Origin of the sequence: Acinetobacter sp. YH12027, assembly GCF_013420085.1 — a bacterium.
GTDB lineage: Bacteria > Pseudomonadota > Gammaproteobacteria > Pseudomonadales > Moraxellaceae > Acinetobacter > Acinetobacter amyesii.
The window spans coordinates 93394-108757 of the sequence record NZ_VOYW01000012.1; the positions used below are offsets into that span (position 1 = coordinate 93394).

At 37.0% G+C, this 15364-nt stretch carries 16 protein-coding genes; 5 read left to right on the forward strand and 11 right to left on the reverse strand.

Features of this window, described 5'->3' with window-relative positions:
* Positions 1 to 155 precede the first annotated feature (155 nt).
* The gene (locus FTT94_RS05895; protein ID WP_180107673.1) at positions 156 to 1367 is read right to left on the reverse strand and encodes an iron-containing alcohol dehydrogenase; all 1212 of its coding nucleotides are present in this window, start codon (positions 1365 to 1367) and stop codon (positions 156 to 158) included.
* Positions 1368 to 1767: 400 nt separating this feature from the next.
* Between FTT94_RS05895 and FTT94_RS05900 the strand changes: the two genes are divergently transcribed.
* A complete protein-coding gene (locus FTT94_RS05900) occupies positions 1768 to 3468 on the forward strand; it encodes an NAD-dependent malic enzyme (protein WP_180170404.1) in 1701 nt (566 codons plus the stop codon).
* A gap of 140 nt (positions 3469 to 3608) precedes the next feature.
* Here the strand turns inward: FTT94_RS05900 and FTT94_RS05905 are convergent, their stop codons facing one another.
* The 4 genes from FTT94_RS05905 to FTT94_RS05920 all read right to left on the reverse strand — a co-directional run bounded on the left by FTT94_RS05905 (position 3609) and on the right by FTT94_RS05920 (position 6811).
* A complete protein-coding gene (locus FTT94_RS05905) occupies positions 3609 to 4268 on the reverse strand; it encodes a methionine ABC transporter permease (protein WP_078191524.1) in 660 nt (219 codons plus the stop codon).
* A complete protein-coding gene (locus FTT94_RS05910; RefSeq protein ID WP_180170405.1) occupies positions 4249 to 5319 on the reverse strand; it encodes a methionine ABC transporter ATP-binding protein in 1071 nt (356 codons plus the stop codon). The genes FTT94_RS05905 and FTT94_RS05910 overlap by 20 nt, the downstream gene beginning before the upstream one ends.
* Positions 5320 to 5329: 10 nt before the next feature.
* On the reverse strand, positions 5330 to 6160 hold the full coding sequence (locus FTT94_RS05915) for a MetQ/NlpA family ABC transporter substrate-binding protein (RefSeq protein WP_078194065.1): 831 nt from the start codon (positions 6158 to 6160) through the stop codon (positions 5330 to 5332).
* Between the two features lie 390 nt (positions 6161 to 6550).
* Positions 6551 to 6811 (reverse strand): helix-turn-helix domain-containing protein, encoded by a 261-nt coding sequence (locus tag FTT94_RS05920; RefSeq protein WP_180024772.1) that lies wholly within the window; start codon positions 6809 to 6811, stop codon positions 6551 to 6553.
* Between the two features lie 640 nt (positions 6812 to 7451).
* On the opposite strand from FTT94_RS05920, the gene FTT94_RS05925 reads away from it, so the two are divergent.
* From FTT94_RS05925 to FTT94_RS05935, 3 genes are all read left to right on the forward strand, one after another.
* On the forward strand, positions 7452 to 7880 hold the full coding sequence (locus FTT94_RS05925; RefSeq protein ID WP_061519589.1) for a tetratricopeptide repeat protein: 429 nt from the start codon (positions 7452 to 7454) through the stop codon (positions 7878 to 7880).
* 189 nt (positions 7881 to 8069) lie between these two features.
* Positions 8070 to 8315 (forward strand): type II toxin-antitoxin system RelB/DinJ family antitoxin, encoded by a 246-nt coding sequence (locus FTT94_RS05930; protein ID WP_155861421.1) that lies wholly within the window; start codon positions 8070 to 8072, stop codon positions 8313 to 8315.
* On the forward strand, positions 8305 to 8598 hold the full coding sequence (locus FTT94_RS05935) for a type II toxin-antitoxin system RelE/ParE family toxin (RefSeq protein ID WP_180170406.1): 294 nt from the start codon (positions 8305 to 8307) through the stop codon (positions 8596 to 8598). Before FTT94_RS05930 ends, FTT94_RS05935 begins: the two co-directional genes overlap by 11 nt.
* A gap of 66 nt (positions 8599 to 8664) precedes the next feature.
* Here FTT94_RS05935 and FTT94_RS05940 read toward each other — a convergent pair whose 3' ends face one another.
* Together FTT94_RS05940 and FTT94_RS05945 are read right to left on the reverse strand one after the other, a co-directional pair.
* Entirely contained in the window at positions 8665 to 9138 is a 474-nt protein-coding gene (locus FTT94_RS05940) for a hypothetical protein (RefSeq protein ID WP_180170407.1), read from the reverse strand.
* 14 nt (positions 9139 to 9152) lie between these two features.
* A complete protein-coding gene (locus tag FTT94_RS05945) occupies positions 9153 to 9467 on the reverse strand; it encodes a helix-turn-helix domain-containing protein (RefSeq protein ID WP_180170408.1) in 315 nt (104 codons plus the stop codon).
* A 398-nt stretch (positions 9468 to 9865) separates the two neighbouring features.
* On the opposite strand from FTT94_RS05945, the gene FTT94_RS05950 reads away from it, so the two are divergent.
* Positions 9866 to 10093, forward strand: coding sequence for a type II toxin-antitoxin system HicA family toxin (locus tag FTT94_RS05950; protein WP_180170409.1), 228 nt, complete (start codon positions 9866 to 9868; stop codon positions 10091 to 10093).
* A 148-nt stretch (positions 10094 to 10241) separates the two neighbouring features.
* Here FTT94_RS05950 and FTT94_RS05955 read toward each other — a convergent pair whose 3' ends face one another.
* The 4 genes from FTT94_RS05955 to FTT94_RS05970 form a co-directional block, all read right to left on the reverse strand.
* Positions 10242 to 11276 (reverse strand): spore coat U domain-containing protein, encoded by a 1035-nt coding sequence (locus FTT94_RS05955; RefSeq protein WP_180027363.1) that lies wholly within the window; start codon positions 11274 to 11276, stop codon positions 10242 to 10244.
* Complete coding sequence (locus FTT94_RS05960) at positions 11267 to 13708, reverse strand: fimbria/pilus outer membrane usher protein (protein ID WP_180170410.1); 2442 nt, start codon at positions 13706 to 13708, stop codon at positions 11267 to 11269. Before FTT94_RS05960 ends, FTT94_RS05955 begins: the two co-directional genes overlap by 10 nt.
* Before the next feature lie 15 nt (positions 13709 to 13723).
* The gene (locus FTT94_RS05965) at positions 13724 to 14431 is read right to left on the reverse strand and encodes a molecular chaperone (protein ID WP_180027364.1); all 708 of its coding nucleotides are present in this window, start codon (positions 14429 to 14431) and stop codon (positions 13724 to 13726) included.
* Positions 14432 to 14496: 65 nt separating this feature from the next.
* A complete protein-coding gene (locus FTT94_RS05970; RefSeq protein ID WP_180027365.1) occupies positions 14497 to 15021 on the reverse strand; it encodes a spore coat U domain-containing protein in 525 nt (174 codons plus the stop codon).
* Positions 15022 to 15364: the final 343 nt, after the last annotated feature.

The following is a 15364-nucleotide window of genomic DNA, read 5'->3' on the forward strand; positions in this document are numbered from 1 at the left end:
ACTAAAAAAGAGTGACCTCAGTATGAAAGCAACCAATCTATGGTCGCTTTCCTGAAATAAAAGGTGAAATGGATTCAGTTGACCTACATCACTAAACTCAAAGGGTAATGTAGGCACTTAGGTCACTTAAACATGAAGACCTTTAAGGGCTTAACTTAAACGGCCGCTTTGAAGTCGACCACAGAGGTATTGGCTTTAAGCGCTGCCTTGAAAATATCAACCACTTGAGCATGAGTCGCTTTACGTGGGTTGGTGAGCATACAGGCATCTTTTTGTGCATTTTCAGACATGATGCTGAGGTCTTGTTCTTTCACACCGAGTTCAGAAAGGCTCGATGGAATGCCAATCGAAGCAGACAGTTCACGGATTGCTGCGATCGCTGCATAAGCTGCTTCAGTCACCGTTAAACCGTCGGTTGGCACACCCATGAGCTGCGCGATACGTGCATAGCGGTCAGGGCAGGCAATCAGGTTAAATTCGCAAACGTGTGGTAACAGTACGGCATTACATACGCCATGTGGCAAGTTGTAGAAGCCGCCGAGTTGGTGCGCCATCGCGTGGACATAACCTAAAGATGCATTGTTAAATGCCATCCCTGCTAAGTACTGTGCATAGCTCATCGCATCACGTGCTTCTAGGTTTTCGCCATTGGCGACGGCAGGGCTGAGCCATTCACTGATCATTGAAATGGCTTTTTCAGCACAAGCATCGGTAATAGGATTGGCTGCTGTAGAAACATAAGCTTCGACCGCATGTGTTAATGCATCCATACCGGTTGCTGCAGTGAGCGCCGCAGGTTTTGCAATCATTAGTTTCGGGTCATCAATGGCGATAAGAGGGGTACAACGCCAATCGACAATCGCCATTTTAACGTGGGTGTCAGTATTGGTAATGATACAGAAACGGGTCATTTCTGATGCCGTACCTGCGGTGGTATTAATCGCAATGAGTGGAGTCATTGGAACTGTGCTTTTATCGATGCCTTCATAGTCACGAATATGACCACCACCTGCAGTGACTAAGCCAATGCCTTTGGCACAGTCATGAGAAGAGCCGCCGCCGAGAGAGACAATAAAGTCACAGCCATTGTCATTGTAGGCATCTACACCGCTATGCACGTTGGTGTCAGTTGGGTTGGGTTCTGCGCCCGGAAAGATGTGACTTTCTACGCCAGCTTCAGTTAAATATGCGGCAATCGTATCTGCTACACCAAATTTGTATAGACCGGCATCGGTCACGATAAGCGCTTTCTTTGCGCCAAGATTTTGTGCCTTTGCACCAATTTCTTTAGCACAGCCGGGGCCAAAAAGTGAAACACAAGGGATGTAAAAACCGTTTGTTTGATCTGCAATATTTTTAAAAGCCATGGTGCGATTCCTTCTACCATTCATTGTCATTTGTTATGGGTGATACTCACCTAAACTGAGTATTGCGAGGGATGTTTTAAATTCACACCTACCAAAGACCTACCAAAATTAAGGCTTTGTTTTGAATTTATTTAATTGATTGAAATTTAATCATTAATTATTTTTGCTATTTTCTAAGATTCGCTAAAAGTCGTATACATTTCAGCCAAAATAGGCGTTGCAATGACTAAATACATGATCGAGTTATCAGATTATAAAATCTAACTAAAACTACTATCAATTTACTAAATGCCCCAAAGCGCTCGAATCAGGATAGGCTATAACAAATAACGAGATAGTCACTTTTGTACATTTCGCTTTTTGCAGTGCGAAACAAAAGATTAATTAAACGAGTTAAATAATGCCTAGTGAAAATTTGAAAACGAAACGTCCTTTATATATTCCTTATGCCGGAAATACACTTTTAGAACTCCCACTTTTAAATAAAGGCTCTGCGTTTAATGAAGATGAACGTAAGAGCTTTAATTTGCACGGTTTAATTCCACACGTCACAGAAAGCATTGAAGAGCAAAGTCAGCGTTCTTATCAGCAATATTGTGCATTTAATAGTGATATCAATAAGCATATTTACCTGCGCAATATTCAAGACACCAATGAAACATTGTTCTATCACTTAATTGAAAACCACCTTAGTGAGATGATGCCGATCATCTATACACCAACAGTGGGTGAAGCTTGTCAGCGCTTTTCAGATATTTACCGTCGTCATCGTGGGATTTTTATTTCATATCCTGATCGTGATCATATCGACCAAATTATTCATAACGTGAATAAAAAGAACGTGAAAGTGATCGTTATTACGGACGGTGAACGTATTCTTGGTCTTGGTGACCAAGGGATTGGGGGGATGGGGATTCCGATTGGTAAGTTGTCGCTGTACACCGCGTGTGGTGGCATCAGTCCAGCTTATACATTGCCGATTACTTTAGATGTCGGAACCAATAACCAACAGCTGTTGAATGACCCGATTTATATGGGTTGGAGTCAGCCTCGTATCAGCGGTGAAGAATATTATCAATTTGTCGATGACGTGATTAAAGCCATACAACAACGTTGGCCTAAAGCGCTGATTCAATTTGAAGACTTTGCACAAAAAAATGCGATGCCTTTATTGGAAAAATATCGCGATAAAATTTGCTGCTTTAATGATGATATTCAAGGAACAGCAGCGGTGTCTGTCGGAAGTTTAATTGCGGCATCACGTGCAGCAGGCAAGCAGCTCAAAGATCAAATCGTCACATTCTTAGGTGCAGGTTCAGCAGGTTGCGGGATTGCAGAGCAGATCATCAAGCAAATGGTGGCGGAAGGTTTAACCGATGCTCAAGCGCGTGCGCGGGTGTTTATGGTCGATCGCTTTGGTTTAATTACTGAAAATCAGCCGAATCTTTTAGATTTCCAACGCAAACTTGCCCAATCTACAGACAATGTTGCACATTGGGCTGATGCCGAATCTATGATTTCACTGTTGGATGTGGTCACACATGCCAAACCGACTGTATTGATTGGGGTTTCGGGACAACCGGGACTGTTTAGCCAAGAGGTCATTGAAACGATGGCTGCGAATTGTGAACAGCCTATTGTGTTGCCATTGTCTAATCCGACATCGCGTGTCGAAGCGGTGCCTGCAGATATTATCGAGTGGACCAAAGGTAAGGCCCTGATTGCGACTGGCAGTCCATTTGCACCAGTGAATTATCATGGCAAGATTCATCAGATTTCACAGTGTAATAATTCCTATATTTTCCCGGGGATTGGTCTCGGTGTGATTGCATCTGGGGCGAAACGTGTGACGGAAAATATGCTGATGGCATCTAGTACGGCGTTGGCAGACTGTTCACCAAAATTGGCAGATCCAAATGCGGATTTATTGCCAAGTTTGGATTATTTACAGGATATTTCGAAGAAAATTGCATTGAAAGTCGCGTTGGCTGCGATTGCTGATGGTGTTGCGCCAAATGTCAGCGTTGAAGTACTAGAACATGCGATTGAAGCGAATTTCTGGAAACCTGAATATCGTGATTATGTCCGTGTGACCTATTAATTCGGTCTAAAGATTCTGTTTAAGCAGAATCAATTTTGCAACTGATCGAAAAAATACCCTAATCCAGATTAGGGTATTTTTTTATGTGTAGCGACACGGTTTTTTTCTAAGAAATACGAAAAATAATCGAGAGGGTCGCTTTAAATTTTGCGTTTATCGAGCTGGTTGGAAATGTGATCTCCGCAAGCTTGAACCAGCATCACGATCGCGACCAACACCACAATCACTGCTAGCATGATTTGCATATCAAAGCGTTGATAACCGTAACGGTAAGCAATATCCCCCAAACCACCTGCACCGATCGCCCCTGCAATAGCAGAAGAATTAATCATGGTCACCAAGGTCACTGTAAAGCCCGCGACGATACCGGGAAGCGCTTCAGGGAGCAGCACATGCCAAATGATTTGTTTGCGATTACAGCCGATGGCTTGAGCGGCCTCAATCAGACCTTGATCGACTTCACGTAAGCTTACTTCTGCAATGCGTGCAAAAAAAGGCGTGGCCGCAAGGGTTAATGGTACGACAGCGGCCCAAACGCCATAACTGGTGCCCACGATAAAGCGCGTGAGCGGAATGAGCGCCACCATTAAAATCAGAAAAGGCACCGAACGGGTAATATTGACCAACCAACCTAGTGTGTGGTTTAGGCTTTTTGAAGGATAAATCCCGTGTTCAGCACTACACACCAATACGACCGCTAAAGGCAGGCCGATCAGAAAGGCCACAAAGGCTGAAACGCCGACCATCAGTAAGGTGTCAATGGTTCCACTAATCAGTAAATCAATGAGTTGGTCGTGCATAGCCGAGTACCTCAATCTGTGCGATATGGTGTTTAAGTTGTTCAGATACGGCGTTGATCTCTAAATGGCTGCTGTCCACTGCAACAATCAACGAACCGATTAAATGCCCTTGAATACTATCGATATGACTTTGATACAGATGTACTGGCGCCTGAAATTGCTCAAAAATAAACTTTAAGTCTGGCGACTGTTGTAGTGTCGATTCATAACGTAATTTTAAAATGATTTGATCATTTGGATCAGACGGTTGTGGCTGAATATCGCTTGGTAAATCAAGCTGTTCAAGGTTGAGCAACTCTTGTGTGATCTGCTGCTGAGGCGTAGAAAACACTTTCCAGACCTGTCCTGCTTCTACAATTTCACCTTGATCGATCACTACAACCTGATCGCAAATCTCTCGAATGACCTGCATTTCATGGGTAATCAAAACAATGGTGATACCGAGCTTTTGATTAATTTCTTTAAGCAAAGACAGCACAACAGAAGTACTTTCAGGATCGAGTGCAGAAGTCGCTTCATCACAGAGTAAAATTTCTGGATGATGAACTAACGCTCGTGCAATCCCAACACGTTGTTTTTGCCCGCCCGAAAGTTGAGAAGGGTAGTGCGCTGCTTTATTTTCAAGACCTACCAACTTCAGCACTTCATTCACTCGCTGAGCGATATCGGCTTGACTGAAATTGGCGATTTTAAGGGGCAGCGCGATATTGTCATACACGGTTTTGGCAGACATCAAATTAAAATGCTGAAAAATCATCCCAATACGCTGACGCAGTGCAATCAACCCTGCGTGAGTTAAGCTTGATAATTCCTGTTGATGGATGTGAATACTGCCATTACTGATTTGTTCTAAGCCATTCAGCGTTCGAATCAGCGAAGATTTACCCGCGCCGCTTTTCCCAATAATGCCGAATATTTTGCCTTGTGGAATATTCAGATTGATATCTTTTAAGGCATGAACCTGCTGTCCTTGCACATCATAAAATTTATTTAAATTTTTGATTTGGATATGGGGGACGGCAAATTCAACCGATGAACCGAAACTCACCATGAGCGACTCCTTATTTCCAACCGGGGAACCACAGTTTTGCACCAAAATCTGCGTCCAATGCTTGTTTAACTTTAGGTGAGTTTTGATAAATATCGACAAATTTACGCAGTTTATCATCATGATCTACATAGTCATCACGTACGGCAAATAAGATGGCAAAACGCTTGTCAGTATTGGAGTCAAACAGTAAGGCATTTTCAGGATCGGCAGTTTTTGCTAGACGTAAATAATGTGGATAGCCAAAAGCCAGATCGACATCATCAATTGCACGTGCCGTTTGAGGGCCTTCAACCTCAATAAATTGAAGCTGTTTAGGATTCGCAGCAATGTCATTTAAAGTCGATAAAAAGTTATCTGGCTGTTTCAGCTCAATGAGCTTGGCTTGCTGTAACAGTTGTAAGGCACGGCCCTGATTGACCGGATCATTCGGAATCACCACTTTGGCTTTATGGGGTAAATCAGCAAAGTTTTTATACTTTTTTGAATACAGTCCGACATGGGTAGCAGCACCGACATCAAAGGCTTTGATTTTAAAATCCGTTTCTTTTTTTGCATTGTCTAGAAACGGCTGATGTTGGAAAAAGTTCGCATCAATATCGCCGTGGTTTAGGGTGATATTCGGGGTATTCCAGTCCGAAAATTCCACCAATTTCACGTTCAGCCCTTGCTGCTTGGCTTCATCTGCAGCGACTTGTAAGGGTTTAGCAAAAGATGGGCTAATCCCAATCACCAATTCACTTTGATGGCTTTTCTTTTGTTGATTCCAAATAACTAAGCCAATCACCAAGATGGCCACGATTACACCAATCAGTGTGAATTTAGATTTTGCTGTTTGTGCCATGGCACACCTCTATATTTCCAAATACCCCAACCTTGGCAATAGTCACCGACATAAAATACCTCGAATTACATAAATTGTATTTTAATAAATCCTATATATAACAATTATATAAAGTCTTTATTTTATGTAGTGTAACTTAAAGTAGGGTGAGGTACTTTGGTTTTTGGTCACTAAAATTATTGTGATAATCAACAATAATAACCGACACATACATACTGAATCTAAGGGGGTTTTACTGATTGGTATAATTTGGTGTTGAGGCTATACGATCTGGAATTACGATTTCTATTTTGCCTTTTGGCGTAAGACGTATAAATATAGCCTTTCTACTTTCTTATCTAAAAATTCATCTTTGTTGCACTTCGACTGATAATCTAAGCCGCTAAACTTTTATTCATCATCTTCCGCAAACATTGTTTCAATTTCATCCCACTGCGGAAATTTATACTTCTTTTTATCCACTTCAAATTGCAGGCCTACTGCATTAAGTACACATTCAAATATGCTAAATGAGCCTGTAAAGTGGCCATTTTCTATCTCTGAAATTGTTGTTTTATTGATGTTCGTTTTTTCTGAAAGATTTTTCTGTGTATAGCCCAGAGCTTTTCTTGCCAAACGTATTTCTTTACCTATTTCTTCTCTTGTAGCCATATCAATTTTAACCTTAGAAATTTGTTTGCTATATAGCGAACTTTTTATAAATTATGGCAAATATTCGCTATATAGCAAACTTTTTTATAGTGATTTTTGAATATTATTGAATTAATAAGGTTCGATTTTGCCTTAAATTATTTGAATGGAGCTCATATGTGTATAGTATTTTCAATACTTTTTAGAATTAGGCTAACCTGTCTCTTGATGCAAAATCAATAATTACTTGGACATCTATTCTTGTTTTATCTGGACATTTTTTTCTGCTTTAGGGTTAAATGAAACTACACAAAGATGTGGAACTTTGATTAAAGAACAGGCGTGGAACGTGAAAAATCACAAAAAAGCCGTTCCAGTGCGCTGAACCCTGGAACGGCTTTGACTAAGATATTGATTCTTATAGGAAAATTTCAAGAATTTCGTATAACGCGTATTATGTTAATTTTAGAATTTCTAAATTTAACAATTTATTAATCATCATATAGATGAATAAAATACAGTAAAAACTACAGCTACATCCCAAAAATATGTTTTATGTTCAAGTCAATTATTTAATATTTTTATTTCAATAGGTTGAGAAGATATAGACAACTACTTTACTAATAATTAAAGTTTTAAAAAATAACATATGAGCTATCACATGAATCAAAATGCTGAAAAAACTTATTTATTAGCTAAAAAAAAGGCTGAAACTATAGGATTTTGCCAAGAAACTATTAATTTATATGAAAAAGCTGCAAATTTAGGAAATTTAGAAGCTCAATATTGGATGGGGCAAATTTATTTTTTTGGGCTATATAGCAATATAGCAAATGAGCATAATTATGAGTTAGCTCTTCATTGGTATCAATTAGCGGCTGAAAATGAACACCCAGAAGCTCAATATAGCCTATCCTATATGTACGATATGGGCTTAGGTACTCCAAAAAATCCACAGGAATTCAAAAAATGGCATTTAAGAGCTCTTTCTAATAATAGCCCAAGTGCCTTAAAGAGAGAGAGAGACGATAATTTATTTAAAAAAGGAGTATCAATGGGAATTCGATCAATATTTGGCAACTTTTTTTAAAAATATCATTTGGCTTTTTTGCAATGAAAAGCCTTATTATTGATAGATAGAGTGAATTTCCAATTTTAAAGAACCTAAATAGCCCTCAGTTGAGAGCTATTTAACATAATGGTGGTTATACGAACTATTCATTCATGTAATGCAAATTGCATTACAATATATCCATGCATTCAACAAATGGGAAAAGTAATGGCTACTGTTAACTTCAGGGTCGACGCAGCCCTAAAAGAGAAATCCTTTTCTGTCCTAAAAGAACAAGGTATTGCACCGACTGAGTTTTTCACCAACATCCTTGAGTATATTGCGACTACAGGAAAACTACCTGTTCAAAAAGCCTTACTCTCAGAAGAAGATGCTGAATTATTAGCGACTGTACGCAAGCGAATTAATGACCCTAAAGAAATGTTCGAGGAAATTACTTTAGATGACTTATAAGCTTTTACGTCATAAGGACTTTACAGCTGAATGGGAAAAACTTCCCAGTGCTATCAGAGATCAATTTAAGAAGAAACTCGCTAAGGTCATAGAGCAGCCACATATTCCCAAGAATATGCTCAGAGGTGATCTTTCAGGCTGCTATAAAATTAAATTATTAAAGGCTGGAGTCAGATTAGTTTATCAAGTCAAAGATGATCAAGTAGTCATCTTGCTCATCTCTGTTGGGAAACGATCTGACAGCATAGTTTATGACGAAGCGAAGAAACACATTAAAGACTAAAAATGGGAGCTATAAGCTCCCATTTTTGACTTCGTGTAAGGTGTGTTATGTTAATTATAGATTTATTTAACGATCTAGAGACAAATTAATAGGGTTATTTTGGATGTGTGATTCAATATCTATTATTCTTCTTTTATACGCCTCAATATTTTCACTAACTTCTTGAATCTCTTCTTGTAATTTTTGAGTCTTTTCTGGCTGACTATCATCTAATTGATTTGATAAATATTCATACCTTTCTAATAAACTTTTTAAACTATCTAAATTAAGTTTCTCATGTGCCAACTTCTTTTGGTCATCATACAAAGTAAAAATATTCTGAAGTGGCTCTTCTAAAAATTGCTGTGCATTTACATCAGACAATTCTTTCAAGCTAATCGTAAGATCTTCTCCAACACCTAAATTTCTATCTGCTTCAGAACTATTAATTTCTAAAACACGATAAACAGAGCCGTATTTTTTATATTCATTCAAGTTAAACATAGCAGATCCTACAGATCTGAATGCACCAGAATCTATCAATGAACTCCAAAATCCCATCTTTTTCTCCTAATTTAAATATTTTCTAAATTCTGTTTCAGATCTTTGGGACTATAGACATAAACTTTATGCTTAGTTTGGAGTAACTCAACTGAAATTTTCAAAATGTTATGAAACTGTTCGAGCGTTAACCCAAGAAGACTAAGAATCAAAAATAAATTTTCGATATGCAACGCTGTTTGTCCAGACTCAATCTTCGATAAAGCAGAATTACTCAAATTAAGTAACTGCGCAAATTTTCCTTGGGGAATTCCCAAGAATTTTCGTCGTTGACTAATCACTAATCCAATAACTTCATGAATTGAAGTTTTAGAAACGTAATATTTCATTACTTTTCCTCACTAAATTTTAAGCTTAACACATTTTTCCTAAAAATCAATTTTTACTAAAAAGAATAATTATTTTAACTTTAAGGAAAAAACTATTGCATTAAAAGAAAAATAAGGTTAGATTTTATTCAAGCAGAGTTGCAAAGTGCTACTCGTAATTAAATTTTTATAGGAGAAGTCCTTATGTGGGATGTATTAATCGATATTGCAGCAGAAGTAATTAAAGAGACTGTTAAAGAAAGTATTAAATAAGAGAGGAAAAAATCATGCAGGACACATTAAAAGGTTTTATTGAGGTTCTTTTACCAAAACCTCCATTTCCACCCATTTTTTTCTAAACGTACATGAGTAAGTTTGAAAGAAAGAGCTTTAGAGCCCTTTCTTTTTAGGGGAATAAAATGAAATTAAAAAGATTAAATGCAAAACAAGTTTTAAAATTTCTGACAACATTAGGTTGGTACTTTGATAGTCAAAAAGGTAGCCATAAACATTTGAAACATAGCTGTATAAAAGGAAAAGTTACTATCCCTTTGCATCGGGAGTTAGACACAGGAACTCTAAAAAGCATATTTTCTCAAGCTGGACTTAGCTGTAGTACAGTAATGAAATTAATAGGGAATATTTAATTCATTACTTATTAAAAAGTACCTCCATTTAACATAATGGCTGTTATACGAAACGAGAGCTGTTAGAACCCATTCAAAATGTCTATATTCTCACCAATAAAAATGTCTAGTTTATGATGCATATCTAAATATTTGTTTAGTCACCATTTTAATATGTTACTGTCACGATAACACTATCAGTATAATCGCCAGGAGTACTACCAATAGTTATACCTGATGCAATTTTCCCATATACAGTACTTGACTGAGCAGAACCTATACCTGTTAGAGAAAGACCACCACTTCCCCCTATGCTAGTAGTTCCACCTGTTTCACTCCAAAGATTACTAAAATTAGAATCCTTATAAAGTTGATAAGGGATATATTCAGTGGCAGACGAATGTTTCATTCGCCGACTGCTACTATAATTATTACCATTACCTAAATATATTGTGTAATTTGTTGCCTTATTACAAGTCGTTGAAATAGCTCCAGATGCGGTATAATTATTTTTTGTTGATCCAATATCAGAGATGCTACCAAAATTTATTACATCTGTAGAATTGAGCTGACATATTTTTGGAACAACATAGTTAGCTGTTAATGTAGTGCCACCAGAATCCCATCCACTACCAGTACTAGAACTAGTCCCTTCACATTGACTGGCAGAGCCACCTTGCATATCCCAATAAAGATTAACTGCTGCAGTATACGTACCGACTGGATAAATATTGGTTGAAGAGGATCTTTTAGGTACAGTTACTGTTACAGAATAATCAATGACATTGTTATTTGATACTGTAGTAACGGGGCCGTACCATGTATTAGAAGTTTGATTAGTTGAAGTTGAACCAGCACCGCCCACAGAAGCTATTACCGTATAAGGTAATGATGTTGAACTATTTGCAGTTGTTGTACCTGTAAAAATTGTTTTCATGCACATATATTTTTCAACTTTATTGGAACTACTTCCTTCAGTACAAGTTATTGTTCCTGTAAAGGTAATTTTAGCAGGACTATCCAAATTTGTAGCATTATAAGTATGGGTAGTTGTAGTTGTGCCAACTGGTTTACATTTAGCATGCGCTTTATTAAAAAACAAGCTTATAAACAGAATAAAAAAACTAATTATCAAAAACTTACACAAATTAGTCGAAATTATATTTTTCATTGTAACTTGATAGTTTGTGCAAATTATTGACATACATATGGCCCTAATTTCTTTAATGAATAATGTTCACTACCATAATCAAAATGAACCTGACATGAACCCTGATCTAGCAAATCAACATCAAGGATGTTTTTAGGTAGTAGACCTTGTACAAAAACCTCACCATCATAACCAATGAGTGCTGTATTTTCGCCATTAATCGTTACGCTATAACCAGGCTGAATAGGGTTATTGTTTTTATCTACTAGTTTTACAACAGCAGATATTACTTGGTGAGCATCAAAGTCAATGTGTGCACCTTGGCGATACCCCACAATTACTTTCTGTGCAGTATTTGGCACTTCCCACTGCAACGGTAAATAGGTTGGATCAAGGAAAATATGATGGGTTTGGTAAGGTAGTAAATTAGAAATTAAGAAACGACCTTGATGATCGGTTTTACCTAAATTAACACCACCATTTAGGATTTGGCTTTTTGGTCCTGCATTTGTAACAACTGCATAACCATCTCCAATTTCATTTGCAGCAAAAACCCTTCCTGCAGCAAAAACGAGTGAACCTGTTGCAGATAACGAAGCCTGATCTATATCATTATATCGACTATAACTAGCTGTGAGATAGGCAGGTCGAGCCCGATAATTTACATATGCTGAAGCATTGTTATTCGAACTTCTTTCATTGTGCTCAACATAGCCACCCCAACCTAATGAGCCAATTTCTGGGCCTGATAAGCCATTAAATTCTTGGCGGTAACTTGTAGTATTATCTGCATCTCTCGACATGCTCGTGATAGCATTAAACTTAAATGATGGGGTATAACGTAAAGCAATATAAGAACCATAATTTTTAGCATCATTAAAATCTTTATAAACCGATGCATATAAATTCCAGTTTTTACCAAGATTTGCATTGAAGTTGGCAGATAAAAGGCTATATTGAGATTCTTGTGATTTTATCTTATTATAACCAGCATAAACCCCATAACCATTATAAAAATTATAGCTTAATCCCGCCCGAAAGAGTTCATCAGCTAAAGCGCCTGATGTTAAAAAATTGTATTCTGCATCTTTTTCATTCTTATTATATCTATTTTCATAACGAACTTTTGAAACACGTGCTAGGTCATAATAATTATCAAAAACTTTTCTAAAGCTTGTATTAAATGAAATATCTTTATTAATCCGACCTTCTAACCCAATAGAACTTAAATAACCATTTTCATCTTTATAGTTACTCAACGAAAAATCTGCATTTACAACGCCCAAACCCCATAAGTTTTGTGCAAAACCGATACCTGCATTAGACAATCCATCAGTTGATGCTTCCATCCCACCACTTAACGTGAGCGATTGTTTAATCCCGTAACGAATCGATCCCGAACCAAAAAGCACCCCATCATCATAATCATTCGAATAAGAACCATAATTGTAACGTGGCATACCAACATCTACAGAAAACTGATTAACACCTTTTGCTAAAACTTTAGGTGAAAAGTAGTATGCCTTTTTAACTAAATTTTGCTTTCCTGTAGCATCGGTTGTTACTAAAGTGACCTCATTTCCAGAAATAAGAGGTAACTGTTTAATATCGAATGGGCCAGAGGGCACTATTCCAGAATATACTTTTTGCTGATTAACATATAAATCAAGCGTTGATGGTAGTGCTGCTGATCCTGAGAATTGAGGTAATGCTGTAGTAATAATGTCTGAGCGTTGAGCATACGCACTTGACCATTGCGCACCACCTAAACGCACACTGTTACCCCAGTCAGTAGTGTTTGATGTAAAATCACCAATGGTATAAAGTCTAATTTTTATCGGATTAATATATTGCCATTTCGATTCTAACCGTACAAATTTATTATGGCTATAATCATTTAGATCATCACCATTATACAAAACACCTGTATAGAAATTGCCTAGCCGAGTGCTATAAAATGCTTCAGCAGATCCAGAAAAAACATTCTGTTCGTCATTAATCGTATTGTAAAGACTATAATTAATGATCGCTGCATTCAATGGTTTTAAGTTTAATAGCTGATTTGGAGTCGCATTGGATCCTTCTAAATCCAGACTAAACCTAGTAAGCATCTCTTGAGGTACAGTTAAGTCTAAATTCTGATTACTTTCATCATATTTAAATTGAATTTTTTTATAATCATTTAAACAAATTAATTGTGTATCAGAAATATTCTCATCTAATATTATTCTTAGTGCTCTTAAATGCTTTGCTAAAATATATAATTTACCATTATTATCTTTTTTAACCGCTGTTAAATCACTTGTATTTTCACTATTAACAGATACATTCAAAAACAAATTGATATTAGATTCTTTGTTAGTAATATTTTGTGGGATAATATCAGGGATAATTGGAGTCGTAGCATGAGTGTCATCCCTTAACATAGCATAAGCAGTTGTATATGGTATACAAATCAAACATGCTGCTAGAACCCTATATTTCATAGCATTAAATGCCTTTTACAATACGATGGTTTTACCATCTACTACTAAAGTTACGCTATATTCATGATTAGCTTGAAATTTAAAATTATTTGCAATCGCATAACTTTTTGTCTGCTTATGTAAAATGTAGCCATTCAGTGTGTTGACAGGTATCAAATAGGTCATTTTAGAAGTTTTATCAATAATAGAGAGACTACTAAGTAAAACGTGTCTGGTTCCAATATTATTTAAAATCAAAAATGATTGATTTTCACTATTTTCAATTTTCCATTTAATTTCATAATAAGCATTTTTGTTCACTACAAAAAGTGGCATCGAAGAGCGAAGTAAAACATTTACACCTTGACTTACCTTACGGCTATCTGCCGGCTTAGGTAATTCATCCACAATAATACGATATGACTTTTCATTTGTAATAGGTGCCGAATTCAATCTTACAACGCGTAAATTATAAGACCCTTCGGAAGCAAGTTTAAATATTGGTGGACTAATGACAATATCATCTGTCGGTATTAGTTGATCTTTTCCTTCTACTTGCGACCATTCAAATGCGCGCACCTGAAAATCACTACTTTCAGTTGATTGATTATAAATATTTAGCGTGGTAGCCGACTGTGTATCTAAGAGTTCTAAACCGATAGGCGATAAACGAATCGATGCAGCATAAATACAAACTGGCATACATAAAGAAATTTTCAGTAATGAGCTAAAAATACTTTTCATTATCAACCTATCATTAAATAAATATTAAGCTAGCAAATAATACCTAGCTTAATACAACGCAACTGTTAATAAGTAACCGTCAATGTCACTGCATCTGTATAATTACCTGCAGTTGGTAAAACACTTCCTGCTGGGATACGACCATAAACGTCAAGTGTCTGTGGAGTACCATCACCTATAATTGAAGCTGTCGTGCCATCAACTGCAAGTGCAGTTGCACGATTTGACATTAAATATAAATTGTATGGAATAAATTCTGATGAACCACCCGCCATACGACGTACGCCACTTAGAGCATTGTTACCAGCACCAAATGCAACTGTATAATCTGTACCTTTGTTACATAATACCTTGATAGAAGTTCCAGAAGAAGTAGTAGTGTCACCATCCACATTGGCTGTCAAAGAAGTGATTGTCCCAAAGTCAAGCACCGCACTTGCTACAGTGCCAGACGCATCGGTATTTACCGAACAACCTTTTGCAACTGTCGCTTTCACAGTTAATGTACCTGTTGTAGTTGCAGCATTTGCGGCTTGAATACCGATTAGCCCAATTACTGCTAACGTAGCATAAGAAATAACCTTTTTCATTTATGAACCCTTTTACATCGAATTGTTAATGCATATATGTGAAAAGAGCACACTAAACCTGTACAACTAAATAGTGATATTCTTTACATTCAATAAATTATATTAAATTAATGTAATACAAGCCACATTTTTTTGTAAAAATGTTAATTTTAATGCAACCAGTCCGAATCATGCTGAATACGCTTCGGACTATTTAACATAATAGAGCTTATACGAAATGAACCGTACCGGGTTTGTCGGAGACTCAGTATTCTGAGAGAATGTTCCGATGACCAAATTAAAATATACCCCTGAAATCAGAGAAAGAGCGGTTCAATTATTGATTGAATCTGAAAAAGACTAT